At 57.5% G+C, this 25,566-nt stretch carries 24 protein-coding genes; 14 read left to right on the plus strand and 10 right to left on the minus strand.

Going from position 1 to position 25,566, the window contains the following annotated elements; all coding sequences use genetic code 11:
- Positions 1–133 precede the first annotated feature (133 nt).
- Positions 134–1,066, plus strand: a complete 933-nt coding sequence (locus PSH90_RS11235) for a LysR family transcriptional regulator (RefSeq protein WP_305382775.1) — start codon at positions 134–136, stop codon at positions 1,064–1,066.
- 223 nt (positions 1,067–1,289) lie between these two features.
- Here PSH90_RS11235 and PSH90_RS11240 read toward each other — a convergent pair whose 3' ends face one another.
- Together PSH90_RS11240 and PSH90_RS11245 are read right to left on the minus strand one after the other, a co-directional pair.
- Complete coding sequence (locus PSH90_RS11240) at positions 1,290–3,257, minus strand: NACHT domain-containing NTPase (RefSeq protein WP_305382776.1); 1,968 nt, start codon at positions 3,255–3,257, stop codon at positions 1,290–1,292.
- A 464-nt stretch (positions 3,258–3,721) separates the two neighbouring features.
- The gene (locus PSH90_RS11245; protein ID WP_305382777.1) at positions 3,722–4,234 is read right to left on the minus strand and encodes a nuclear transport factor 2 family protein; all 513 of its coding nucleotides are present in this window, start codon (positions 4,232–4,234) and stop codon (positions 3,722–3,724) included.
- Between the two features lie 190 nt (positions 4,235–4,424).
- Between PSH90_RS11245 and PSH90_RS11250 the strand changes: the two genes are divergently transcribed.
- From PSH90_RS11250 to PSH90_RS11265, 4 genes are all read left to right on the plus strand, one after another.
- On the plus strand, positions 4,425–5,399 hold the full coding sequence (locus PSH90_RS11250; protein WP_305382778.1) for an AraC family transcriptional regulator: 975 nt from the start codon (positions 4,425–4,427) through the stop codon (positions 5,397–5,399).
- Positions 5,400–5,773: 374 nt separating this feature from the next.
- Positions 5,774–6,073: a metal-sensing transcriptional repressor gene (locus tag PSH90_RS11255; RefSeq protein ID WP_016774379.1), complete on the plus strand. Its 300-nt coding sequence runs from the start codon at positions 5,774–5,776 to the stop codon at positions 6,071–6,073.
- A gap of 7 nt (positions 6,074–6,080) precedes the next feature.
- On the plus strand, positions 6,081–7,217 hold the full coding sequence (locus tag PSH90_RS11260) for a nickel/cobalt efflux protein RcnA (RefSeq protein WP_305382779.1): 1,137 nt from the start codon (positions 6,081–6,083) through the stop codon (positions 7,215–7,217).
- Positions 7,214–7,297 carry a YHYH domain-containing protein gene (locus PSH90_RS11265; protein ID WP_236169243.1) on the plus strand — a complete coding sequence of 28 codons (84 nt, stop codon included), beginning with the start codon at positions 7,214–7,216 and terminating at the stop codon, positions 7,295–7,297. The genes PSH90_RS11260 and PSH90_RS11265 overlap by 4 nt, the downstream gene beginning before the upstream one ends.
- A gap of 82 nt (positions 7,298–7,379) precedes the next feature.
- Here PSH90_RS11265 and PSH90_RS11270 read toward each other — a convergent pair whose 3' ends face one another.
- Positions 7,380–7,742, minus strand: coding sequence for a DUF6124 family protein (locus PSH90_RS11270; RefSeq protein WP_041480468.1), 363 nt, complete (start codon positions 7,740–7,742; stop codon positions 7,380–7,382).
- Positions 7,743–8,288: 546 nt separating this feature from the next.
- On the opposite strand from PSH90_RS11270, the gene PSH90_RS11275 reads away from it, so the two are divergent.
- The 5 genes from PSH90_RS11275 (at position 8,289) to PSH90_RS11295 (ending at position 16,078) form a co-directional block, all read left to right on the plus strand.
- Positions 8,289–9,611, plus strand: a complete 1,323-nt coding sequence (locus tag PSH90_RS11275; protein WP_305382780.1) for an APC family permease — start codon at positions 8,289–8,291, stop codon at positions 9,609–9,611.
- A gap of 134 nt (positions 9,612–9,745) precedes the next feature.
- On the plus strand, positions 9,746–10,372 hold the full coding sequence (locus tag PSH90_RS11280; protein WP_016774383.1) for a TetR/AcrR family transcriptional regulator: 627 nt from the start codon (positions 9,746–9,748) through the stop codon (positions 10,370–10,372).
- A 168-nt stretch (positions 10,373–10,540) separates the two neighbouring features.
- Positions 10,541–11,812 (plus strand): OmpP1/FadL family transporter, encoded by a 1,272-nt coding sequence (locus tag PSH90_RS11285; RefSeq protein WP_305382781.1) that lies wholly within the window; start codon positions 10,541–10,543, stop codon positions 11,810–11,812.
- 100 nt (positions 11,813–11,912) lie between these two features.
- The gene (locus PSH90_RS11290) at positions 11,913–13,022 is read left to right on the plus strand and encodes an efflux RND transporter periplasmic adaptor subunit (protein WP_305382783.1); all 1,110 of its coding nucleotides are present in this window, start codon (positions 11,913–11,915) and stop codon (positions 13,020–13,022) included.
- Positions 13,019–16,078 carry an efflux RND transporter permease subunit gene (locus tag PSH90_RS11295; protein ID WP_305382784.1) on the plus strand — a complete coding sequence of 1,020 codons (3,060 nt, stop codon included), beginning with the start codon at positions 13,019–13,021 and terminating at the stop codon, positions 16,076–16,078. The genes PSH90_RS11290 and PSH90_RS11295 overlap by 4 nt, the downstream gene beginning before the upstream one ends.
- Here PSH90_RS11295 and PSH90_RS11300 read toward each other — a convergent pair.
- Together PSH90_RS11300 and PSH90_RS11305 are read right to left on the minus strand one after the other, a co-directional pair.
- Complete coding sequence (locus tag PSH90_RS11300; protein WP_076563265.1) at positions 16,056–16,991, minus strand: NADP-dependent oxidoreductase; 936 nt, start codon at positions 16,989–16,991, stop codon at positions 16,056–16,058. The genes PSH90_RS11295 and PSH90_RS11300 overlap by 23 nt on opposite strands.
- A 60-nt stretch (positions 16,992–17,051) precedes the next feature.
- Positions 17,052–17,483 carry a DoxX family protein gene (locus PSH90_RS11305; protein ID WP_082228565.1) on the minus strand — a complete coding sequence of 144 codons (432 nt, stop codon included), beginning with the start codon at positions 17,481–17,483 and terminating at the stop codon, positions 17,052–17,054.
- A gap of 295 nt (positions 17,484–17,778) precedes the next feature.
- On the opposite strand from PSH90_RS11305, the gene PSH90_RS11310 reads away from it, so the two are divergent.
- Together PSH90_RS11310 and PSH90_RS11315 are read left to right on the plus strand one after the other, a co-directional pair.
- Positions 17,779–18,612, plus strand: coding sequence for an oxidoreductase (locus PSH90_RS11310; RefSeq protein WP_252879959.1), 834 nt, complete (start codon positions 17,779–17,781; stop codon positions 18,610–18,612).
- Between the two features lie 210 nt (positions 18,613–18,822).
- Positions 18,823–19,953, plus strand: a complete 1,131-nt coding sequence (locus PSH90_RS11315; protein ID WP_252883650.1) for an MFS transporter — start codon at positions 18,823–18,825, stop codon at positions 19,951–19,953.
- Here the strand turns inward: PSH90_RS11315 and PSH90_RS11320 are convergent.
- The gene (locus tag PSH90_RS11320; RefSeq protein ID WP_056785056.1) at positions 19,947–20,855 is read right to left on the minus strand and encodes a LysR family transcriptional regulator; all 909 of its coding nucleotides are present in this window, start codon (positions 20,853–20,855) and stop codon (positions 19,947–19,949) included. The genes PSH90_RS11315 and PSH90_RS11320 overlap by 7 nt on opposite strands.
- A 204-nt stretch (positions 20,856–21,059) precedes the next feature.
- Here PSH90_RS11320 and PSH90_RS11325 point away from each other — a divergent pair, with 204 nt between their 5' ends.
- Both PSH90_RS11325 and PSH90_RS11330 read left to right on the plus strand, forming a co-directional pair.
- A complete protein-coding gene (locus tag PSH90_RS11325; RefSeq protein WP_122610071.1) occupies positions 21,060–21,629 on the plus strand; it encodes an NAD(P)H-dependent oxidoreductase in 570 nt (189 codons plus the stop codon).
- 235 nt (positions 21,630–21,864) lie between these two features.
- On the plus strand, positions 21,865–22,080 hold the full coding sequence (locus tag PSH90_RS11330) for an Atu4866 domain-containing protein (RefSeq protein WP_305383123.1): 216 nt from the start codon (positions 21,865–21,867) through the stop codon (positions 22,078–22,080).
- A 45-nt stretch (positions 22,081–22,125) separates the two neighbouring features.
- On the opposite strand, the gene PSH90_RS11335 is transcribed toward PSH90_RS11330, so the two are convergent.
- From PSH90_RS11335 to PSH90_RS11350, 4 genes are all read right to left on the minus strand, one after another.
- Positions 22,126–22,683: a flavin reductase family protein gene (locus PSH90_RS11335; RefSeq protein WP_056785061.1), complete on the minus strand. Its 558-nt coding sequence runs from the start codon at positions 22,681–22,683 to the stop codon at positions 22,126–22,128.
- A gap of 137 nt (positions 22,684–22,820) precedes the next feature.
- Complete coding sequence (locus PSH90_RS11340; RefSeq protein ID WP_024012654.1) at positions 22,821–23,726, minus strand: LysR family transcriptional regulator; 906 nt, start codon at positions 23,724–23,726, stop codon at positions 22,821–22,823.
- A gap of 84 nt (positions 23,727–23,810) precedes the next feature.
- A complete protein-coding gene (locus PSH90_RS11345) occupies positions 23,811–24,377 on the minus strand; it encodes a GNAT family N-acetyltransferase (RefSeq protein WP_056785063.1) in 567 nt (188 codons plus the stop codon).
- A gap of 86 nt (positions 24,378–24,463) precedes the next feature.
- Positions 24,464–25,468 (minus strand): NAD(P)-dependent oxidoreductase, encoded by a 1,005-nt coding sequence (locus PSH90_RS11350; RefSeq protein WP_305382785.1) that lies wholly within the window; start codon positions 25,466–25,468, stop codon positions 24,464–24,466.
- Positions 25,469–25,566: the final 98 nt, after the last annotated feature.

Below are 25,566 nucleotides of genomic sequence, written 5' to 3' on the forward strand. Positions count from 1 at the left end.
ATTCGCGGTACAGGTTCCCGGTTGGCGGGGCGAGTGAGCAGTATCGGTGTACGAATGCGCGAGGATAAGTCGGTCATTTGTGGATGGCCCGTACGGTATGGCGTACAGTCAGGCGCCTGCGGAGGAAGCATTCATGCGTAAACCAAACCTTACCGATGTGTCGATATTTGCTGCGGTGGTCGAGGCGGGGGGATTTCGTGCTGCCGCGCAAAAACGCGGTTTGTCCGCCTCGTCGCTGAGCGATTGCATGCGTCGGCTGGAAAGCGACCTGGGCGTGCGCCTGCTCAATCGAACCACGCGCAGCGTCACGCCGACGGCGGCCGGCGAACGATTGCTCGAGCGCCTGCGCCCGGCCTTGCAAGAAATCGACGCCGCTTTCAACGATCTCGACGACGACGCTCAGCGCCCGGTCGGCACGCTCAAACTCAATGTGCCAGTGCCGGTGGCACGCTTTCTGTTGCCCGACCTGCTGGCGCGTTTTCTGCGCCTTTATCCAGGGGTCAGTGTCGAAGTCGTCATGGACAACACCTTTGTCGACGTCAACGCTGGCGGGTATGACGCCGGCGTGCGCTATGAAGAGAGCCTGGCCAAGGACATGATCGCCGTGCCCATCGGCCCGCGTCGCCAACGCTTCGTTGCAGCCGCCGCCCCGGGCTATCTGGCTGAACGCGGTACGCCCACTCACCCCGAAGAACTGCCGGGCCATGACCTGCTTGGCCATCGCTTCGAGAGTGGCAAAGTCGGCGTGTTCGAGTTCCATCGAGACGGCCGTATCGTGCGTATCCCGCCTCAGGGGCAACTGCTGACGTCGTCGCACGATCTGAAAATTCGCTCTGCCATCAACGGACTGGGCATCGTCTATACCTTCGAGGACTTTCTACGCGAGCCACTCTCCGATGGTCGACTGGTGCCGATTCTCGAGGACTGGTGGCAGGCCTTCGACGGCCCGTTTCTGTATTACCACGGCCGCCGTCACATGCCTTCGCCGCTGAGGGCGTTTGTGGATTTTTTGCGGGGGGAAGGGGAGATTGCGGAGAGTTCAGGTGTTTTCGGCGCTGTTTCGTGAGGTCAATGCGTGGTCTGCCAGCAGGGCGCCCGTGGTGGCGGGCAGCAATCGGTCACAAACAGCCCATTATGAGTGGCGGCTTTAGACCCGTAGCGGACATCTTGAGCCTGGGGGGCTTCGCAGCCCACCGCCGGTGGGTTCGGTTCCAACAGGGTCGCGAGTTAATATTTAATTGTCACCTCTAATACTGAACTCTAAAGACTTTAGATTGATAAGTCTTTGATTAAAGAAAGTCTTTCATATCAATATCCAGATTGGATCTAGATTCTATTTTCGCAAGAAGAGCATCAACCTTTTCAAAGTCCAATAGGCGAATCCCTGCTGCCTTAAAGGGATCTTCAAGGATTGCTAAGAATATATCTTTGATCGCGATATTTTCCGAGTGTAGCTCTTTAATAACTTTGGTATTGGGGTGGACCCACTTGCCTACTGGTATTGTTTTTTCCAATCCGTCAAAAATATATTGTGTCTTGTGAGAATTGAGGTTGGTGGTGTATTCTGAAGTTATAGCTTCCCAAGCCAGTTTATGAAGATTTTCATGTTTGTCTTCATATGCTACAACAAGAAAAAATGGAGTACCATTAAGCGTCCCCTCTCTCCAGCACTCAGAATATTGTCCGCTGTTTTCATGTATATGGCATGAAAAAATAAGGGCTGGGGTGCCATCGTCCTCTTCGAATGACTCTGCGTTCCCTTCGACAGCCCAAAGCCCAATTTTTAATTTATTGACAAATTGGCAGGTGCTAATGGCATTGACTTGCTCGTTTTTACTGACAGTCAGAGCTTTCGCCTCGAGTGCAAATTTCTGAGTGATAACAGACTCAAAAAGCAACGGATTCATATCATTTAAAAACTCGAAAACCTTAGCAAAAGACGCAGCCAATGGACTTTCAAATATTTTTTTAAGTAAGCGCAGGCTGGACTCGTTGAATATTATGTATTCTGCAGCAAAGTACTCTAACAGCGTTTTGTGGAAGAATTTATATTCTGTACCATCTCGTTGCATAAGAGGGACGGCGACAAAGAGATCATCTAAGAAACTTGATGTAGAATTAGGTATCGCCAAACTGATCTTGGCCGCGTCATTGATGAAGCTGTCAGCCTCGCTAAGGCTTTCAAATGAGGTCTTTGTTCTAAGCATCATGTAATGACACAGGGCTCGAAGCAGCTTTCTGAAATCCTCAAATCCAAGACCTGATTTTTTCTCCCGCGCGTATCCGTTTTTATTAATTAAATCGTGCCCTTTGTACAGGGCATGGTATATCTCATCGTAAAATGTCGATATCTTATCTGCAATTGAGTTGTTTACTCCGTAAGTCCTATACAGCAACGATACTAAAAGTGGACTTTCGATAAATTTAGAAGGGATGCTAGACACATCTCGACTGAGCTTTTCCCCGATATCCAGCCCCGATATCTTGTCGTATCTTTTTAATAAGGACAATGCTTGCTCCTCGGTGAAAGGAGCAAACTTCAAAGAGGTTGCATTGATCAAATCTGGGATAATTTCTTGCGGGCGCGTGGTAATAATAATCGCATTATCCCCGCCTTTCGCTGACATCTCGTGAAGTTGATTTGCCAGCAAATGCTGGTGAGCAATCGAGACCTCGTCAAAACCGTCGAGTATAACGAAAAACTTCCCTAATCTCAAAAGTCTATAGAACAACTTTCGATCAAATTTTTCGTCAGGAAAATCAAGCTCTGTCACGATGTTATCTGTGAAGTTTAGCTGCGGATCTACTTTTCTAAGATCGAAAAGTATTGGAATTCGGCCTGATTTGAATAACAGTTTTGCAACGATAAATTTTGAAAATGTACTCTTCCCCATTCCTGCGCCATCAACGATGATAGTGGGCCTCGTCGGGGAAGAGACGAGCTCGTCTGCGGTAATTAAGTTGTCACATGTGCCGAAGTGGGTATTTCGCACCATGTAAAGAGGTTCGTACGCTTCGAATATATCCAGCTTTAGCTGAGGAAACGTAATAGAAGTTATCTCTCCCACACGCTCTGAGAGCTTTATTAGGTAGCGCTCCATTGTAGAAGCGAGCGCGTCGGCGTTAAGTTTTCCTTTCAGATCCTTTTCTGTAGCCCACTTCCTGACCCTCTCGACAGTCGGAGATAAGGCTGCGCTTATTAGTTCCATTCCCGGTTTTACTGCTTCACTAATTACTTTTTGCTCTATTGACGACATCGCTATTCCCTTATGGTTACCATTAAAAAAGTTTCCGAATTTCAATCTGGATTGAAAACAGAGTTTCGCATGGGGCGATTCTATGCACTTAATCATCCTATGGATAGTCGGCGCAGCATAAGAGAAATTTCGCATTTTTGTTCTTCTAACTCACCGGAGATGGTATGTCTAGCAAACTAAATAGCGAGGTCAATCCATGCCGTCTGTAGCCCTGTGTGCGGTTGCAGCGTCACTTGGTAAAGCAGTAGGTCCGGCTTTGTGGCTCAACGCTTAGAACCGGCGCTTGTGATCAACACAAAGCTCCGCCACTCACTCGGACGGCTTCAAGTAGCGCCCGCCCGTGTCGCGTACATTGAGCAACCGGCAGTTAATGGCCGAAATACGACATTCGACGGCATGCCCACCTGCGCAACATCTTGCACCCTCCCGCAGGCAGATCCTCAAGTTGATCTTGGCAGGATTATCTATTCAACATCGCCCGCTTTAAGCGGAATTCGCCTGACAACGTCGTCGTAAGGCACCAGGTCGAGAAAGGCAGTCACATCAACTGCCTGCATATTTCGCATGCGCATGATCCATACGTAGCTGTTGCGATAAGGCGCGCCATCGGCTGCGGTGGCGGTGCCGTTCCAGTGCACAACGACGTCATCGCCTTCAGCCCAGATATCCGTCACCGTCGGGCGAACGGGCGAGGCGAGCCGTTTTGCGAAGGGTTGGACTGCGCGTTTCAGGAAGTCATCTCGGCCGCGATAAGTACCCGCCGAAGGGCTCGTTCCCTTGATTGTCCAGATCACATCGGGGGCCAGGACATCTGTGAAGAACGTCCGGTCGCCTTGAGCCCACTGGTTGAACGCTTGCGCAATGAATTGGCGATTGCGTTCCGTAGTTGGTTCGCTGGCCACGGCGGGCGCCGGCCCTGCAATGAGTGTGGTGAGGACCAGTGCTAGCGCTGTAGAGAGGTGTTGAAAAAACGTCATTTCCTGTGCTCCTTGATCTGTCCGACGAGCCCCGTCGAGTTGGGTGGGCCGTTGTTGTTATCTGAGAGCCGCTAGTTGCGTTCCCACACGCCGTTGTTCTATATGAGGCATTGGCAAGAACCGGCGCGGGTTTGGCCGGCAGTACCTCTGGGCTTCATCTGAAGTGTGACTTATGAGCGGAGGAGGGCTGTTGCAGGATCGTCCTGATTTCTTGCTTGATCATCCGATACCAGATGCCTATCCGCCGCATCGTCACGTTATGGAGTTGTGTTTGAATTCCCTTTCAAAGCTTGTCGATATCATTGGTCGTCACGTCCGGGATGACGGCATTCACAGCACCGCGATCCCGGGTATCAGCCTGATTCGCTCGGCTACGCCCACGATGCCTATGCCGGTGGTGTACGAGCCAACACTCTGCCTTGTCGCTCAGGGACGTAAACAAGCGATGCTGGGTACTACCGTCTATGTTTACGATCCGGCCAAGTACCTGATTGCATCGGTAGACCTTCCGGTGATGGGCTCGGTCATCGAGGCGAGTGAGGCTGTTCCCTATCTGTGCCTGGCGCTGGATCTCGATACCGCTGTGTTGAGTGAACTTGCGCTGCGCCATCCGCTAAGAGAAGAGAGCGTCAGTGCACCGCCGGCAGGCATTACGCTCAACGATACGACTCCAGAACTGTTGGATGCAGCGGTTCGACTCGCGGGGCTGCTCGACAGACCGCGGGATATCGAAGCGCTCGCTCCGCTGGTGATCCGCGAAATGCTTTATCGCCTTCTAACCGAAAACGGCAACAGCATCATCAGGCAGATGGCACAAGCAGACAGCCGCTTGAACCAGATCGCCAAGGCTATTGCCTGGCTGCGCAGCCACTACAACGAAGCGTGTCGAATAGATGAACTCGTCGAAATCGCCGGCATGAGCCGTTCTTCTTTTCATACGCATTTCAAGGCGATCACCTCGATGAGCCCGCTGGAATTTCGTAACCAGTTGCGGCTACAGGAAGCACGCCGGCTGATGGTCACTGAAGCAGTGGATGCCGCAGAGGCGGGATATGCAGTCGGTTATGAAAGTCCCTCGCAGTTCAGTCGAGACTACGCCCGTCTGTTCGGCATGCCACCAGCGAAAGACGCCTGGCGGCTGCGCACGGACATTTGCGGGATTTGAATCCAGCACTTTTCTTCGCGCAGAAAAAACGAGGCCGCATTTGCGGCCTCGTTTTCCATGTGTTCCGGACTACTGTTTGACGCTCAGGTAATCGCCGGTCGTGGCTGGATGACGACTCTTCGCCGTGAGAATGGTGGACGTCCTGAGCGATCTCCCAGGCTGGCTGCCCCGAGGTGACTGACAACGAATAGGTATGCCCGACCCAGGCCATGAACATGGCGAGAGCAAGCGCGATTACTGCCGTCGTTGTCAGTGTTTTGCTGAACATGGCGTTAAAGGTTTCAACTCGTTGACCGGGCGTTCAAGCGATTTGCCTAATCCCCCCTGGGGGGATACGATGCCAGCGTAATTCATCGAGCCCTGAGACTCAACTCATGAGTGAACACGAACACGACCACAGCCATCCCCACACCCACCAAAGTCATGAGGCGATCATCAAACGCCTCAAGCGGGCGGACGGGCATTTGCGCGGCATCATCACCATGATCGAAGAAGGGCGTCAGTGTGTGGATATCGCCCAGCAGCTTCATGCGGTAGAGAAAGCGATCTGCCAGGCCAAACGCACGCTCATCCAGGATCACATCGACCACTGCCTCGAAGATACCGTTTCGGCGCTAGGCAATGGCGAGCGCGCACCGCTGGAAGCCTTCAAACAAATCACCAAGTACCTTTAGGTCTGACATGCCCGATTTCGCTGAACTGTTGCAGCAAGGCGGGGCTCACGCCTGGCTGTATTTCCCGAGCGCGATTCTGCTCGGCGCCTTGCATGGCCTGGAGCCAGGTCATTCGAAAACCATGATGGCGGCCTTCATCGTGGCCATCCGTGGCTCGGTCAAACAGGCTGTTTTGTTGGGGTTGGCCGCAACGCTTTCGCACACCGCCGTGGTGTGGCTGGTCGCCATCGGCGGCATGTACCTGGGCAAAGGCCTGGATGCTCAAACCACTGAGCCGTACTTCCAGCTTGCGTCTGCTGCACTGATCATCATGATTGCCCTGTGGATGCTGTGGCGTACCTGGCGCGGTGAGCAGATGTTCAAGTTCGAGCAAAGCGATGATCACCATCACGGCGAACACGACCATGGTCATCATGATGAAACGCACCGAATAGATACCGGCCATGGCCGTGTTGAACTGTCGATCTTCGAGGAAGGCATGCCACCGCACTGGCGCCTGAAGACCTTGAGCGGACACGCCTGGGCAGCCTCGGATGTTCGCCTGACCACGACGCGTCCGGACGGCAGCAGCCAATCGTTCGCGTTCGTCGAGCGTGAAGGCTTTCTGCAGTCGACGGTGGATATTCCGGAACCGCACGAGTTCAGCGCTCGCTTGAGCCTTGGACATGCCGGGCATTCGCATGATTACGACCTGACGTTCCAGGAGCATGATCACGGGCATGCGCATTCCGAACTCGAAGGTCTGGAGCTGTCGATTGATGGCTATCAGGATGCGCACGAACGTGCTCATGCCAACGACATCCGTAAGCGCTTCACCAACCGCGAAGTGACCATGGGTCAGATCGTCATGTTCGGGCTGACTGGCGGCCTGATTCCCTGTCCGGCTGCCATCACTGTCCTGTTGCTGTGCCTGCAAGTCAAAGAGGTCGCGCTCGGCGGCATGCTCGTCCTGTGTTTCAGTATCGGCCTGGCGCTGACTTTGGTCACTGTCGGTGCCGCTGCGGCCATTGGTGCCAGACAGGATTCCAATCGCTGGCCGTGGCTGGGAACCGTAGCGCGCCGCGCTCCTTACCTGTCCAGCGTGCTGATCATTGGCGTTGGCCTCTATGTCGGCTTTCATGGCTGGATTGGCCTGAGCGCATAAGGCCGTTTGCGCACAGCGGTGGCACTGATTCAAAGGGTTGCCATCGCAACCATAAAACCAACGACTACCACTGCCACTGACGAGCAAAAAGCCCAGCGCAAGGCTGGGCTATCGAGGAGCGCGATGGGGGCGAGGCATTAGCGAACGCCTGCATCCGCAGAATTACTCGACCGGCACGACGTTATCCAACGCCTGATTAACCGCGAGCTCGCCAAGCATCACCACTTGCGCGATACCTTGCAGTGTCTTGCGAGCAGATCCTTCAACCATCCCGATCACATCACTCAGCATTACCGAGGCGGAGCCTAGCGATTCGCTGGCGTTGACCAGTAATTCTTCGGTCGCGGTTTTCGGGTTGGCGAGGAACATGCTGCTGGTCTGGTAGGGCGTGGTTTTGAGGGTGTCGGTGGGTTTGAGGTAGTGGTCGAGCGCGCGGTCGGCGGCTTCGTGGAGTTTTTTTGAGTCGAGGGATTCGTAGGGGGAGGTTGCGTCCGACGCTGGAGGGTTAGGCGTTACTTTGAACATGGTGAAGCTCCATATGTGACCAAGGGAGCCATCACTCTCGCTACCAAACGAAGGGTGGTGGCCATACGAAGGTTGGTAGACCGGCCCACATGGAAAAACCGGCGCGCTCGAAAACGCCCTGCGCATGGCCACCATAAAACCGATGCGAAAGCATCTGCATAGAATGACGTTATGCGCCATGTGGAAAGCGGGCTACCAAACCCGATCACTGGTTTTCAGTGACCGGCCAACGATAGAACCACGGCCCGAGGCGCACAAGCCGGCGGATTCTGGCGTAGTCGTAGGCAATGGCGCAAGGCGTTGTAGCTTGCTGGAACAGTCTGGATGTCGGTTTTAAACGGGGTGTTTAGGGAATTGGTTTTGGCTGATGTTTTGTGTTGATCGGGCTGGGGTCTTCGCGAGCAGGCTCGCTCCCAAAGGTGTCGAGTTGGCAACGTTTACAGCGTCGTGCCAGTCGGGCGGTCACACATTTTGAACTTTGCTTTCGGCGCCATTTCCATTGTTTGAGGTGACAACCCTCCAGCTCCTACCCACCTGAATCAAGGAATGACCGTGACGGCTCCCACTGATAAAACTTCTCTGCGCCGGGCTATCACTTTCCCGATGCTGTTTCTGTTTATTCTCGGCGATGTTCTGGGGGCGGGCGTTTACGCACTCGCCGGAACGATCGCGGGGGAGGTGGGCGGCGCGATTTGGGTGCCGCTGCTGATCGCATTGTTCTTCGCCATGTTGACGGCGGGTTCCTACGCGGAGCTGGTGACCAAATATCCCCACGCCGGCGCGGCTTCGGTATTCGCGGAAAAAGCCTTCAAGTCACCGCTCATTTCCTTCCTGGTCGGTTTTTGCATGCTGGCGGCTGCGGTCACCAGTGCAGCGGGTTTGTCGCTGGCGTTTGCCGGTGATTACTTGAACGCCTTCGTCGACGTATCGCCGCAGATTGCAGCCCTGGTGTTTCTTCTGGCTATCGGCCTGCTCAACGCGCGGGGGATCAAGGAGTCGCTTGGGGCAAACCTGGTGATGACCGTGATTGAACTGTCCGGGTTGATTCTGGTGATCGTGGCTGCGGTCTGGTATTTCCGTACAGGCGATGCGGATCTGGGGCGGACGCTCACGTTCAAACCGGGCGTCAGTCCCGTGCTGGCGGTGCTGGGGGCGGCATTGTTGGCGTTCTATTCCTTCGTCGGGTTCGAAACTTCGGCCAATCTGGCCGAGGAAATCAAGGACGTGCGCAAGGTCTATCCGCGCGCCTTGTTCGCGGCTTTGATTACGGCTGGCGTGGTTTACATGGCGGTGGGTGTGGCGGCTTCTTCGGTGTTGCCTACCGAGAAGTTGGTGGCAACGTCGGCGCCTTTGCTCGAAGTTGTCCGCGCATCGACCCTCGCAATCCCGCCGGCGCTGTTCTCTTTTATTGCGCTGATCGCTGTGGCCAACGGTGCGCTATTAACCATGATCATGGCCAGTCGATTGACTTATGGCATGGCCAACCTGGGGCTGTTGCCGGGTGTCTTGGGTGCGGTTCTGCCTGAACGAAAAACTCCATGGGCTGCCATTGTCGCAACCACCGTGGTCGCTATTGCCCTGACACTCACAGGCACGCTGGCAACGCTGGCAGAGACGGTGGTGTTGCTGTTGCTGTTCGTTTTTCTGAGTACCAATGTGGCGGTGCTCGTCCTTCGTCGTGACAGGGTAGAGGAGGACCACTTTCGCGTGCCGACCTTCGTTCCGGTGCTTGCAATCGTGTCGTGTCTGGTGCTGCTCAGTCAGCAGGGGTGGGAAACGTGGTTGCGGGCGGGGGCGCTGATCATTGTCGGGATGTTGCTGCATGGCTGTTCTCGCATTAGATTTTCCGCGATCAGTAAGGCCGGGTAGTGCGCCGGTTTGGGGGATTGGTGTCGTTTGGGCGGGTGTCATTGCGAGCAGGCTCGCTCCCACAGTGGATGGGTGGTGGTATTCAAAATGTGTCACACGTTGTCAGTCGGCGGGCGGGTGAGTAAGCTGCCGACATGAATCAGTCCTCAGTTTCCCCATCTTTCCCCGGCCCGCGTGGGCCAGTCGATCACGACATTCGTGATCAGATTGTCGCGGCTGCCAACGAGCATTTCAGCCAGTACGGCTACGCCAAGACCACGGTGTCCGATCTGGCCAAGGCCATCGGTTTCTCCAAGGCGTACATCTACAAATTCTTTGATTCCAAGCAGGCGATTGGCGAAGCCATCTGCGCTAACTGTCTGGGGCAAATCGTTGCGGCGGTCGAGCAGGCGATCAACGAGGAAGACCTGACGCCTACCGAGCGTTTCCGCCGTTTGGTGAAAACCGTGATCGCCACGGGCGTGAACCTGTTTTTCAACGACCGCAAGCTTTACGACATTGCTGCGTTTGCAGCGGGTGAGAACTGGCCGAGTGCGCAGCGTTACGATGCGCAGATCAAGCGTTTCATCACCGACATTGTCCGTGAAGGGCGCGAGGCCGGTGAGTTCGAGCGCAGGACGCCGCTGGACGAGACGGTCGAATCGATCCACCTGGCGTTGCGACCCTTCGTCAATCCACTGATGCTGCAACACAACCTCGACTTTATCGAAGTGGCGCCGACGCTGACTTCGAACCTCATCCTGCGCAGCTTGATGCCTTGACCCTCTGCTGATCCGAATACTCGGATCAGTCGCCGCCTGATCTCGCCTCGCCTGTACAGGGCGGACGATGAATAATTGCCCAAAGCGTGACTGTTGACTGATATGGTCACTCGGATAACATGGCCGCCGCAGTTCATCCAATTCCGAGTCACCCATAGAGTCCACACAATGAAAAAAACAATGCTCAAGCGCCCGGTGGGGCTGGCTGTCGTTCTTGCCTCGTCGAATGTTCTTGCGGGTGGTTTTGCGCTCAATGAGCAAAGCGTCAGCGGCATGGGATCGGGCTTTGCCGGTCGCTCTTCCTCGGCGGAAGACGCCAGCACCGTTTTTGGCAACCCGGCGGGCATGGCGCGGCTCAAGCGCGAGCAGGCGAGCGTGGGGCAGGCGACGCTGTTTGCGAAGTCTGATATCAGCCAGACCCGCAGCACGTTCGGCGGCAAGGAAGACGGCGACATGGTGCCGACCACCACGGTACCGATGGGTTATTACGTCAAACCGATCGACGAGCATTGGGCGTTCGGCGTGGGGTTCTACGTGCCGTTTGGCCTGATCACCGACTACGGCAGTGGTTTCGCTGGCCGCTATTACGCCAACAAAAGCGAAGTCACCACGCTGACGTTCCAGCCGACCATCAGTTATGCCTTCAATGACAAGGTGTCGATCGGCTTCGGCCCGACCATCAACCGCATCAGCGGCGAGCTATCGGGGATGGTCGCCAATCCGCTGAGCCCCGGGCGCAATGACGGCAAAGTCAAAAGCACGGGCGACGATACCGCGCTGGGCTTCAACGCCGGGGTCATGATGCAGGCGACCGAGCAGACCCGCCTGGGCCTGACCTATCACTCAAAAGTCAGTTACCACCTCGACGCGAAAAGCAAACTCAGCGATGGCATCTTCAACGTGCTCGGCGTCAGCGGCCGCAGCTTTGACGCGTCGCTGGACGTCGACACCCCGGAATCGGTGGACTTCTCGGTCACCCATCAACTGAACAACGACTGGACGCTGTATGCCGGCAGCACCTGGACGCGCTGGAGCCGTTTTAAAGAGCTGACCATCGAAAACAGCGGATTGCCGCCACTGCTCGCCCGTCAGTTGGGCACGATCAGCGAAGAACAGAACTGGCATGACACCTGGGCTCACGCCATCGGCGCGGCGTACCGGTTGAACAACCAATGGGTGCTGCGCACCGGGTTCTCGGTTGATCAATCGCCGGCGAACAACACCAATCGCGGGCCGCGTATTCCAACGGGCGATCGCAAGGTGTTCAGCGTCGGCGCCGGTTGGACGCCTGCGGAAAATGTCACCATCGACGTCGCCTATTCCTATCTCTGGGAAGAGAGCGTGGAGATCAACGACACCTCGGCTGGCAAGGGTTCGTTCAGCGCGAAATACAAGAACAGCGCCAGCGGCCTAGGCACTTCCGTCAGTTACCGCTTCTGATTCAGCGCGGAAAATCGGATCGGCGATTTAGTGACTGTTGACGATATCGGTCACAAGATTGAGAATATGATGGTCATCCTATTTTCAGTGAAGGAATTCCATGCGCCGGCTCCGACCTTTTCCCCTCGCGGTATGTTTATTGCCCCTGGCCCTGACGGCGTGCGGTGATTCCTCCAGCGCAAAAGATCCACGTACCTTGGCGCCGATTGTCAGATCGGCGGCGGTGCAACCGGCAGAAAATGGATCTCGATCATTCACCGGCGTCGTCGCCGCGCGCACCCAGGGCGATCTGGGCTTTCGCGTTTCGGGCAAGGTGCTCGAGCGTCTGGTCGATACCGGGCAGACGGTCAAGCGCGGCCAGCCACTGATGCGCCTGGACCCGATCGACCTCGGCCTGCAGGCGCGAGCCCAGCAAGAAGCGGTGAGCGCCGCTCGCGCCCGAGCCATACAGACTGCCGGTGACGAAACACGCAATCGCAAACTCGTCGCCGCCGGCGCTATTTCGGCATCGGCCTACGATCAGTTCAAAGCCGCAGCCGACACCGCCAGGGCGCAGCTCAATGCCGCTGTGGCGCAAGCGGACGTCGCGCGCAACGCCTCGGGCTACGCGGTTCTGGTGGCGGACGCTGATGGCGTGGTGGTGGAAACCCTCGCCGAGCCCGGGCAAGTCGTCAGCCCGGGACAACCGGTGGTGCGGCTGGCGCGGGCCGGTCAGCGGGAGGCCATCGTCCATCTGCCCGAGACCTTGCGCCCCGCGCCGGGCTCGACCGCTCAGGCAAAATTGTATGGCGATAAGTCGGCTACCGTGAGCGCAAAACTGCGTCTGCTTTCCGATTCGGCCGACAGCACAACTCGTACTTTCGAGGCGCGCTATGTGCTCGAAGGCAGTTTGGCCAATGCGCCAATCGGCTCGACGGTCACCGTCGAAATTGCCCAGGGTTCTTCGCCAGATCAGGCGCTCAAGGTGCCCGTCGCCGCGATCTACAACCCAGGCAAAGGCCCCGGCGTGTGGGTCATCGCCGGCACACCGGCGACAGTGAGCTGGCGCCCGGTCGAGGTGCTGGGCTTGAGCGATGACTCGGCCCGTGTCGCTGGCCAGCTCAACGTCGGTGAACCGATTGTCGCGCTGGGCGCGCATCTGCTGCGCGATGGCGAAGAAGTACGCTTGCTTGCCCGCGACGATGGCCAGATTGCCGGGAGTCGTCCATGAGCGAGGGCCGGTTCAACCTTTCCGCCATCGCCGTGCGCCAGCGCGCAATCACGGTGTTTCTTATTTTTCTCATCGCCGTTGCCGGCGTTCTGTCGTTCTTCAAATTGGGCCGGGCGGAAGACCCACCGTTCACGGTCAAGCAGCTGACCGTCATCACCGCGTGGCCAGGAGCGACCGCGCAAGAGATGCAGGATCAGGTCGCCGAACCCCTCGAAAAACGCTTGCAGGAACTGAAGTGGTACGACCGCTCGGAAACCTACACGCGTCCGGGACTGGCATTCACCGTGGTCTCGTTGCTCGACAGCACACCGCCATCGCAGGTGCAGGAAGAGTTCTACCAGGCACGCAAGAAGCTCGACGATGAAGCGATCAGGCTGCCGGCGGGTGTCATCGGGCCGATGATCAACGACGAGTTTTCCGACGTGACCTTCGCGCTGTTCGCTTTGAAAGCCAGGGGCGAGCCACAGCGCTTGCTGGTGCGTGATGCGGAGAGGTTACGCCAGCAGCTGTTGCATGTGCCTGGCGTGAAGAAGGTCAACATCATCGGCGAGCAGGCCGAGCGGATATTCGTCTCGTTTTCCCATGATCGGCTGGCGACGCTGGGCTTGGCGCCACAGGACATCTTCGCCGCGCTGAACAATCAGAACGTATTGACGCCCGCCGGATCGGTCGAAACCAAAGGGCCGGAGGTATTTTTGCGCGTCGATGGCGCGTTCGACACGCTGCAGAAAATCCGTGACACGCCTGTGGTGGCGCAGGGACGAACACTCAAACTGTCTGACGTGGCCACGGTCGAACGCGGCTACGAAGACCCGGCGACCTTCCTCGTGCGCAACAACGGCGAAGAAGCCTTATTGCTCGGCGTGATCATGCGCGAGGGCTGGAACGGTCTCGATCTGGGCAAGGCGCTGGACGCCGAAACGGCCAGGATCAACGAGGAAATGCCCTTGGGCATGACCCTCTCCAAAGTCACCGATCAGGCGGTGAATATCGACTCGGCCGTCGGTGAGTTCATGGTCAAGTTCTTTGTCGCGCTGCTGGTGGTCATGCTGGTGTGTTTTCTCAGCATGGGCTGGCGTGTCGGCGTGGTGGTCGCAGCGGCGGTGCCATTGACCCTGGCGATCGTGTTTGTGGTGATGGCGGCCACCGGCAAGAACTTTGACCGGATCACCCTGGGTTCGCTGATTCTGGCGCTCGGCTTGCTGGTCGATGACGCGATCATCGCCATTGAAATGATGGTGGTGAAAATGGAGGAGGGCTACGACCGCATCAAGGCCTCCGCTTATGCCTGGAGCCACACGGCAGCGCCGATGCTGGCCGGCACGCTGGTCACGGCGATTGGCTTTCTGCCCAACGGATTCGCGCAATCAACGGCGGGCGAATACACCAGCAACATGTTCTGGATTGTCGGCGTCGCGCTCATTGCTTCGTGGGTCGTCGCCGTGGCTTTCACGCCGTACCTGGGCGTGAAGCTGTTGCCCGACATCAAGAAAGTCGAAGGCGGGCACGCGGCGATCTACGACACGCCACGCTACAACCGCTTTCGCCGGATTTTGACGTGGGTGATTACCCGGAAATGGCTGGTGGCCGGTGCGGTGGTCGCGCTGTTTGCTGTTGCGATCCCAGGCATGGGGCTGGTGAAGAAGCAGTTCTTTCCAACCTCGGACCGCCCCGAAGTGATGATCGAAGTGCAGATGCCTTACGGCACGTCCATCGAGCAGACCAGCGCGGCGGCGGCCAAAGTCGAAGCCTGGCTGCACAAGCAGGAAGAGGCCAAAATCGTCACCGCCTATATCGGCCAGGGTGCGCCTCGGTTTTTCCTGGCGATGGCGCCGGAGTTACCGGATCCATCGTTCGCCAAAATCGTCGTGCTGACCGACAGCCAGGACGCCCGCGAAACTCTGAAGTTGCGTTTGCGCGAAGCGGTGGCCGAAGGGCTTGCTCCAGAGGCGCGGGTTCGGGCGACGCAGATCGTGTTCGGTCCGTATTCGCCATTCCCGGTGGCCTATCGGGTGATGGGGCCTGATCCGGCGAAGCTGCGCGACATCGCCGAGCAGGTCAGGGCAGTGATGCAGGACAGCCCGATGATGAGAACCGTCAACACTGACTGGGGGCCGCTGACGCCCACGCTCCATTTCAACTTGAATCAGGATCGCTTGCAGGCAGTGGGGCTGACGTCCAGCGCGGTCGCCCAGCAGTTGCAATTTCTGCTCAGCGGCGTGCCGATCACGGCGGTGCGCGAAGACATCCGTTCCGTGCAGGTCGTTGGCCGTGCGGCGGGCAATATCCGCCTCGACCCGGCACAGATCGAAGGCTTCACCCTGGTCGGTGCGGCGGGGCAGCGCATCCCGCTGTCGCAGATCGGCCAGGTCGAAGTGCGCATGGAAGACCCGATCCTGCGCCGCCGCGATCGCACGCCGACCATCACCGTCCGTGGCGACATCGCCGAAGGTTTACAGCCACCGGACGTTTCCGGCGCAATCATCCAGCAGTTGCAGCCGATCATCGAAAACCTGCCTTCCGGCTACCGGATTGAACAGGCGGGCGCCATCGAAGAATCCGGCAAGGCCGGCAAAGCGATCCTGCCATTGCTGCCGATCATGATCGCCATGACCTTGCTCATCATCATCATCCAGGTACGCTCGATCTCGGCGATGATCATGGTCTTCCTCACCTCGCCGTTAGGCTTGATCGGTGTGGTGCCGACGCTGCTGATCTTCAATCAGCCATTCGGCATCAATGCGCTGGTCGGGTTGATTGCGCTGTCGGGGATTCTGATGCGCAACACGCTGATTCTGATCGGGCAGATCCATCACAACGAGCAGGAAGGGCTGGCGCCGTTCCATGCCGTGGTCGAAGCGACAGTGCAACGGGCGCGGCCAGTGTTGTTGACCGCGCTGGCGGCGATTCTCGCGTTCATTCCGCTGACCCACTCGGTGTTCTGGGGCACGCTGGCGTACACGCTGATCGGCGGCACGTTTGTTGGCACCATCATCACGCTGGTGTTTCTGCCGGCGATGTATGCGATCTGGTTCAGGATTCGGCCTGAGCGCTGACATCGAGCACGATTTTTCCCCGGGTGTGTCCGGCCCAGCTTTGTTTAACCGCGTCGACAACTTCTGTCAGCGGTACCACTTGAGCCTCAAGGCTGAGCTTGCCGGATGTGAACAGCGCGGCAATCTCGACCAATTGGCTGCCATCGGAGCGGGTGGCGAAATTTTTGCCACTCACACCGTGCTCGCTTGCCTTCTGTGCAGAGGGTGCGCTTACGGGGGAAACCAGAACGCCCCCGCGCTTGATCACACTCCATGAACGGTTCTGAGTTTCGCCGCCGACCAGATCAATGACCGCATCGAGGTCAGCAACGCTGTCTTCGAATTTAGCCGTGGTGTAGTCAATCACCTCATCGGCGCCAAGTGAACGCAGATAGTCGTGGTTCTTCGCAGAGCTGGTCGCGATCACATAAGCACCGGCAAGGCGGGCGAGCTGGATTGCGAAGCTGCCCACGCCACCTGAGCCGCCGTGAATGAGGACTTTTTGACCTGCCTGAATTCCGGCGTGTTCATGCAGAGCTTGCCAAGCGGTCAGCGCTGCCGCCGGCACGCCGCCGGCTTCTTGCAACGATAGTGTTGTCGGCGTGTGGGCCAGACGATCTGGCGTTGAGAGGGCCTGGGTCGCATATCCGCCGGTAATCCCGATAAACCCGAACACCTTGTCGCCAACGACAAAGTCTCTGACATTCCTGCCCACCGCGGCGACTGTGCCTGAGACTTCCACGCCAGGCGTGTAGGGCAGTGGCAGAGGAATGAATTGCTGCATGGCACCGGAGAGGATTTTCCAATCGATTGGATTGATCCCACTACCGGCAACATTGATTAACACCTGATCGTCATTGGGTTTCAGATCCGCAAGTTCTTTGAGCTCCAGCGCTTCTGCCTGGCCGTACTGCGCGACTTGGATCGCTTTCATGATTCTCTCCGTTGTGATGGTCAAGGCTCGTCGGAAGGAATGGACGTGCCGGCGATTCGATTAGTGGCGACGTGCGTCGAGGCTGAAACGCCCTGCGCCGAAAGAAACGATCTGCAAGAGCCCACCGGCCATGGCGATATTCTTGAAGAAGTGAATGAACTGATTCTGGTCCGCCAGGGCGTTATGGAAAATCAGTGCGGTCAGTACGCTGAAAATCGCCAACAGCGCTGCGGTGGTACGTGTGCGATAACCGGCGATCAACGCTACGCCGCCGAGAACCTCGACAGCAATCGCCACGCCCAACGCCAGTTCGGGAAAAGGCAACCCGACAGAGCCGATGTAGCCAATCATCATGGCCGGTGCCGCGATTTTCGACAGGCCCGAAAGAATGAAGATCGCGCTCAGAAGAATCCGCCCGATCAAGGAAACGGTGCTGTTGAGGTTGGAAGACGTTGAGGCAGTGACGCTGGAAATTGTGGCTGCGTGGGACATGACGTGGATTCCGCTGATTTCAGCGCTTCACCATGAAGCGCCGTTGTGGAGCAGATGATGTCATCGCGAGGCTTTGCGCAATAGCCGACAAGTTTCGATGATCAGGTTCGAAAAACTAGAAATGCAGCAGAAATCGAAGTTGACCTTCCACTGTGGTCAGCGACGTGTGTTGGGGAGCAGGATCAGGCAAATGTCGCGGATTAATCGGATAACAGTGGCGGGGCGGATTCGGTACGTTGGTCTCGAACGCGGTTCAGCCGAATCCTGAACCGCCGCTATCTAGAGGAGTACTGCAATGAACGAGACTAAGGTTTGGTTGGTTACAGGCTGTTCCACCGGGTTCGGTCGCCACATCGCCACGGCGCTGCTGAATGAGGGTGAGCGTGTGGTGGTCACGGCGCGCAACACACAGCAGATCGAGGATCTGGCCGCCCTCGGCGACGCTTTGATTCTGCCTCTGGACGTGACCGATCCGGCGCAGGCGATGCAGGTCGTACAGGCGGCCGAGCATCGCTTCGGGCGAGTGGACGTGCTGATCAATAACGCCGGCGTCGGCTATTTCTCATCGATAGAAGACAGCGACGATGGGGCTGTTCGGCGGATGTTCGAGGTCAACTACTTCGGCACGGCCCATATGATTCGCGCGGTACTGCCTGGCATGCGCAAGCGGCGCACCGGCATGATCGTCAACCTCACATCGGTAGGCGGTCTGGTCGGGTTCGAAGCGGTCGGCCACTACTGCGCGACGAAGTTCGCCGTTGAGGGCCTGTCGGAAAGTCTGCGCGCCGAAGTTGCGCCACTGGGTATCGGCGTGATGACCGTTCAGCCCAGCGCCTTCAGAACCCAATGGGCGGGGTCTTCGGGCGCTGCGCAAACGGTGGCCGAGGATTATCAGGCAACCGCCGGCGCTGCGATGCGCGCGTACCGGCAATCTGTTGGCAATCAAGCTGGCGACCCAGACAGGGCGGCAGCGGCGATCTACGCCGCGGTTACCTGCGCAGCGCCGCCGGCGCGCCTGCTGTTGGGCAATGAAGCCTATGAGGCAGCGCAGGCGAAGCTTGCCGCCATGGGCCGCGAGTTCAGCGCATGGGAGTCTACCGCCCGTGGCGCGGACTTCCCGACGGCCTGACAGGCGAAGCCCGCACTGATGGCATGGACGCTACAGAATCAGGCAAACACCTGAGAGGAGTGAGTTAACGGGGACGACGCGGTGCGGGAAAAACTGGGCGAGTGAGTTGACTCGCCCAATTTTGAACGGCATTTACCGAGGAGTATTTGTATGAATTCGTCGTCCCCGTCCCGACCTTTCATGTGGCTCTGCGCATTCGCAGCGGGGGCCATGATCGCTAATCTCTATTATCTGCAGCCGATCCTGTCGTTGGTAACGGGGGCATTTGGTATTCCGCTTGCCACGTCCGGCCTGCTGGTGAGTTGCGCTCAACTTGGCTACACGCTGGGCATTGTGCTGGTCGTCCCGCTCGGTGACGTCCTCGAAAGAAGAGCGCTTCTGAGCCGGATGTTTACCATCAACGCATTAGCGCTGCTTGTGGCTGCGGCCAGCCCGAATTTCTTGCTGTTCTGCGCCGCAGTGTTGATCAGTGGAGTCACGGCATCCGCTGCCATGTTGATTGTGCCGTATGTAGCGTCCATCGCAGCCGAGCATCGGCGCGGTCAAGTGATCGGCGTGGTGATGACCGGGGCCTTGCTCGCGATACCGCTGTCGTGGCTGGTCTCCGGCGGTATCGGCAACGCGGCAGGTTGGCGCTTGGTGTACGCCAGCGCCGGGTGCGCGGCGCTGATCCTGCTCATGCTGCTCAGAATCACCTTGCCAACCGAGCCCGAGCGCCGAGGCCAGCCCGTGCGTTATGAGCAGTTGATGCGCTCGTTGTGGCAACTCATCCTCGAGTACCCAGCGCTTGCTCGCCGGGCGCTTTACGGTGCGCTGGGAATGGCCAGCTTCAGCATGTTGTGGACTGGATTACCAATACTGTTGTCGCAACCGCCGTTCAATTTTTCGACTTCGAGCATCGGACTGATCGGGCTCACGGGAGTGACTGGCGCGTTGATTCCCGGTGTGGTTGGCCGGCTCTGTGATCATGGCTACCGGCACGCGCTGGCATTCGGGTTGGCCTCGTTGATGATACTGGCCTGGGCAGTGCTGAGCTTTGCGGCGACAGGGCTCTGGATAATTATCGCTGCCGCAATGGCCTTGAACGTTGGCGTAATGGGCTTGCAGATCACCCATCAATCGGTCATCTACAAACTGGCCCCCGCAGCCAACTCACGGATTACCGCGGTGTTTATCAGTATCAACTTTGTTGGCGGCGCTATTGGCTCCGCAGTTGCAAGTTTCGGTATTCGGTATGTCGGCTGGGAAGGGCTGTGCCTACTGGGCGCTGCTTTGCCCGCGGCTCTTGTGCTGGCCTATGCATTGAAGGAACGGCCCTTTGCCCGCGTTGCGGTTCAATGAACATGCAAATGGGCGGCGAGGAAATCCATCAGGGCTCTTACGCGTGCGGGCAGATGTCCGCCTTGGCCGACGTAAATCGCATGAATCTCCGTGACGCTTGCAGGCACGAATGGTTGCAGGACGCAAACCAACCTTCCGGCAGCCAGGTCATCTGCAACCTGGCAGAACCCCAGCCTGGCTAGCCCTGCGCCCAGCACCGTCAATTCACGCAAGGCGTCGCCATCGCTGACGCGCAGATTGCCTTTTACCGGGTACATACGTTGCTCGCCGCTCTCGTCGAGCAAGGCCCACTCCATGGCGGGAGGCGAAAAGGTGAAACCCAGACAGTTGTGATCGGCAAGGTCTTGAGGCACCAGCGGAGTGCCCTTGGCCGCCAGGTAGTCAGGAGATCCTACGATCAGCCCTCTGGATTGCCCGAGTCGTTTCGCCACAAGGTTGGAGTTCTTGAGCGCTCCGGTGCGTATGGCGATATCCGCACGAGCTTCGATGAGATCGACCACCTCATCGGTGAGGAAAAGTTCGACGCTGACCCCAGGATGTTGATTCATGAACAAGTTGATGATGGGAAGAAAAAGCTGGCGGCCGATACCCACATTAGAGCTGATTCTGACCACGCCCTGCGGTGCAGAACTGGCAGATGCTTCGCGTTCCGCTTCATCAAGATCGGCCAGTATGGCAACGCTGCGTTCGTAAAAAGCCATTCCTTCTGGCGTCAGCAGTTGCTTGCGCGTGGACCTGTTCAGCAAACGTGCGCCAAGACGGCTTTCCAGGCGCGTCATGAGCTTGCTCACGGCAGAGGGGGTTATCGCGCAAGCTCTTGCGGCCGCTGAATAACCTCCGCGTTCCACCACTTTAACGAACACGCTCATCTCGGCGAAGCAATTGATATCCAGTCGTCGCATGTGAACTCACGTCATAAATCGTGTGCCTGGGCACGGGCTGTTTATCTACCATTTCGCGCGCCTAATATTTTGCCAACGCGATATGGAACGGTTGCCGACTTTGCAAGCAAAGAAGTGGCCACTTCCAACCATCGCGCTCTTGCTGTCACGTTGTTTTCTCTAACCGTAGAACATTGCCATGTTGATAGCTGCTCGGAGGCTGAAATGACTCACACACTGCAATTAGTACTGATCCATAACAGCAACCAGTCCAACGGCGTAGACACGGCGTTGGTGCAATGGATTACCGCCGTGGTGCAAGACCGCAGCGAATTTGCGTTGAGCGTGGTAGAGCCGTTTGACCTGAGATTTATAGACGATTTTTCGGAACAACCCGGTCGTCGAGTGTGCTTGAGAGCGCTAGCGGCAGCAGATGCCTATATCGTCTTGGTGCCCGCACGTCACCTTGGTTACCAGCATGGATTGAAAGTCTTGATGGCGCGCTGGCCTGAACACCTCCAGGGACGACCTTGTTCATTTGTTGGTTATGGCACCACGACCGGCGGGGAGGATGAGGTCGACGAGCTTGGATGCGAGTTGTTGAAGCTGCAGGCCATGCCTGTTGGTGGCTATGTGAAGTTCGCTGAGATTGCCGAGCGTCTCGAACAAGGCTTCGGACTGGAGCACTTTGCGCAAGCACGGGTTTCGATGGCGCAGTTGTTGATCCAGCTGGCCTGGTGGGCACGGGCGCTGAAAGATGCGCGGGCCTTCTCTCCTTTGCAGAAGTTCGCGTAGTCCTTCGCTTAGACGTTCTGCGAGCGCCTGGAGCATTGGGCAAAACCTGCGCAGGAATTGCATAACGGCACCGCGCCGCGACTTTTTACTCTTGCTTCAAATCCTGCTGAACGGCAGGAAACTATGATCTGAAAACAGGAGTTCTAAAATGTCCGATGTCGAAATTCGCGTAACCCCTGATGCGCAAGAAAACGCCACGGCAAATCCAGCCGGCGATCAGGGCAAGTACGTTGGCATGTGGGTGACAGCCGACGGTCATATTCGCCATGAGTTGCTGCCAGGAGGGCGATATGACGAGGCTCGCGGTCGGCAAAAAAGCGCTTATCAAGGGCGCTACTGGCTGGAAGACGACCACATCGAGTATGTGGACGATACTGGCTTTACCGCAGACGGAGAGTTTCGAGATAACGTGCTGTACCACGCGGGCATGGTGTTATATCCCGAGCGCTGACGCATAAGCCGGAATGAACATTCCGGCTTTTTTATTAGTGTCGTATTACAGATTCTGTGGGCGGAATTGATCGCGCAAATCCAGGGTTTCGCCCGCCACCATAAATTTCCCCTGCCCGCGGTAATGCAGGGTTTTGGGGTTTTTTACCGACGTAGCCACATGCGCCTTGACCACTTCCCATACGAACAGACCGTACTCGCCGATAAGATTCGAGTCGAACAGCTTGCACTCGAAATTGGCGTAGCACTCTTTGATCAACGGCGCCTTTACCCGTTCTGCGGGGGCGGCTGTGAGGTCAAATTGGGCAAACTTGTCGATGGCGCCACCGCTGCTGTTGCCGACGGCAACAACCTGGTCCACCAATTCGACGGTGGGCACGTTGATGACGCACTGCTGGCTGTTGTGGATCAGCTCGTAGCTGTGGTTTGCACTCCAGATGTAGCAGCCAAACAGGGCGGGGGAGAACTGCATCATCATGTGCCAACCCATGGTCATTATGTTGGTTTCACCTTGCCAGGCGGAGGTCACCAGGACGATGGGGCCGGTTTCCAGATGCTGGCGAACCTCGCTCAAAGGGAAGTCGGATTTTCGAAATGCGGTCATGGCGCCTCCGGGGATCAAAAGAGGATAAACAGTTGTTGTCAGTCGCTTTCGACAATTCAACTTTCCTGCTTTTTGACATGCATCTCTCCGGCAGCCTTGCTCAGGCTGTCGGATTTTTGCTCTTTTCCCTGAATTGCTTACGTCGGCAAGAGCTGTTCGCCGAACCGCTTGATCAGCCACTGCCCAGCCGGACCGGGCGGCGAGTCGGTTCGATAAATCGCATCGAAGGCATAGGTGCCGCCTTTACAGTCGGGCATATCAAGCTCGACCAGGCGTCCTTCGTCCAGGTCAGACTGAACCATGGGCACCGGCATATTCCCCCATCCGATGCCCTCTTTGAGAAGCATGTGTTTGGCGCCCAGATCCGCCAGTCGCCAAGTGCGAGTGCTCACGACGGCAAAGTCCTTGTCACCCGTAAGCGTTGAACGATCCGATAGCACCAATTGAACAAACTCTCTGGCAGCGCCAGGGGATTTGGAACACTCGGTTGCAAGCGGGTGTGCAGGCGCGGCGACCGGTATCAATTGAACACTGCCCACGCCGATGCGCTCGATGCCGTCCAGGCCAATGTCCAGCGGACCGCTGATGCCGACTCCAGCTTTCTTCTCCATCACCAGTTGAGTCACTGCCCCCAAGGCTTCCATGTGCAAGTGCAGAGTGACGGTAGGAAATTCTTCCCTGAAGGTCCTTAACGCATCGACTACTCGCTCGGCAGGGAGCATTACATCGAGCGCGAGGTGAACTTCTGCTTCAAGCCCATGCAGCAAACCGGAGACTTTTGCGCGCAGCCCATTTACGCCGTTGGTAATAGTGCGTGCTTCAGCCAGGACGGTTCGACCTGCCTCCGTCAGTTGCGGTTTGCGCGTGGTTTTGCGGTCAAACAGTGAAACCCCGAGCTGCATCTCCAGATTGGAAATGGAGTAACTCACCACCGATGTCGCGCGATGCAGTTTTCTGGCCGCAGCGGCAAAACTGCCCACTTCTACAACCGTCAGAAATACTTTCAGTTGATCAAGCGTTGGTGTTCCTGGATCGGAGATCATTTCTACTGTCTCGAACGTTTGGGGAGTACTTGTCCTGATTTTGCAGACAGCAGCATATACGCAAGATTGAGCACTTGATCGGCTCTAACAATCAATTGACCGGTTTGTTTCTTCGGCAAGCCATTCGCTGCGCGTGATCTCCCACACCTCCACAGGCATCGGCCCCGACACAAACTGGCCGTCCCGTCTGTCAACCATCCGCATGCCTTCATCTTCGGAAATCTTGCGCGAAGCGTGGTTGGCGGCGGCCTTGGGCACCTGCATCAATGGGCGCATCAAGGTGTCGAACCAGAAGGCATTGATCACCTTGCAGGCCTCGCGCATGTAGCCGTTGCCCTGAAACTGAGGGGCGAGCCAGAAGCCTCGATGGTTACCCGGTTGATCAAACAGGCTGATACTGCCGATGCAGCTCTCGGGCTGAACGCGGGTGCGGATCATCCAGTGCCATTCCTTTGCGGCAGCCATCGCGGGGAGCGCGACATCGCGGACGTAAACAAGCGCGCCGTCGTCCGGATACGGCCACGGAACGCGGCTGTCGAGATAGCGCACGACCTCCCATTGCGGAAACAATTGTTGCACCGCCGCTGCATCGCTCAGTTGCAGCGGCGTGAGGATCAAGCGGCGGGTGTAAAGCGTGGGGATGCAATCCATGGCAATCAATCCTTGCGAGCAGTGGCGGGCAGGACCGGTACTCTCTCAAACGAGCAGTTCAAGTGTCGAGCGACCTGTGCGCGGTCTCACTCAAGCAGTTCGATCAACTCCCCACCGTCCTCTTTCAATCGCTGCAAAAACACCTGTGCCTCCAGCAACTGATACGGAAAATACAGCCCCGGCCTGACCGGCACTTGCCCATCCAGCCCAACCAGTCGCTCCAGCAACATGGCCACACTGAGCCCGGTCAACGCTGCTGCGCCTGATCGGTGAACCACGGCGTGGCGGGTGCGCAATGGCTGGCCATCGTGATCCGTGCCTTCAAGTTCGATGTGTATTTCCGTCGACATCGGCTGGCCCTGACGCCGGGTCGAGCTGACGCCGCTGGCGAGGTTGAACTCGACGTTCGGGGCGTCGGTGGCGGCGGCGAGGCCGGTGACGTCGATGGAGGAGAAGCCGGCGCCCTGCAGGGTGGTGCCGTCGACGGCGCGGAAGCTGACCTTGGCATCGTCGCCTTCACGCCAGATGAATTCGCCGTCACGGCGGGTCAGCGCGGCGGGCAGCATTTTGTTCAGGTGCTCGAAATCGACGGCCACGGTCGGGCCGCCGCCGTCCTGTTCGTCGACCAGTGCATGGATGTGGATGTCGTGCACGCGGGCGAATGCCTTGGCGAGGTGCAGCGTTGCCACGGTGGTGGCACCGACCATCCATTCGTAGCCGAGGACAATGGGCGACGCGTCAGGCGTGTGCATGAAACTGGCGATCTGCGGGGCGATTTCGAACACGCCGGAAGAGATGCTCAAGTGCGGCACCTTGCGCTTTTGCGCAAAGCGCAGCCCGGCGAGGGCGTGGTCCATGTAGAACAGGGCGATGGCGCTGACCGGGCGATCACCCAGCCCCAGATCATCTGCGCGAGCATCGATGACCACACCCTGGGCATTGCCGATTTGCTCGGCGGTTTGCTCAGCCTTGGCGAGGTCGCGTCCGCCGATCAGCAAGGGGACGTCGGGATGCGCCGCGCGCAATGCGCGGGCCGTCTGATGGCCGATGGCGCCGGAGCCGCCCATGAACAGAATGGGATGAAGTGGCATGAATCCTCCTCATTTTTCCTGGATTGAAACGTGCTTGGGCTAGACACCCTAGCACGCACTTTCCAGTTCGCCGGTGCGCTTGGTCTGCGCACCGACGA

The sequence above is a fragment of the Pseudomonas sp. FP1762 genome, assembly GCF_030687105.1.
GTDB classification, from domain to species: Bacteria; Pseudomonadota; Gammaproteobacteria; order Pseudomonadales; family Pseudomonadaceae; genus Aquipseudomonas; species Aquipseudomonas siliginis.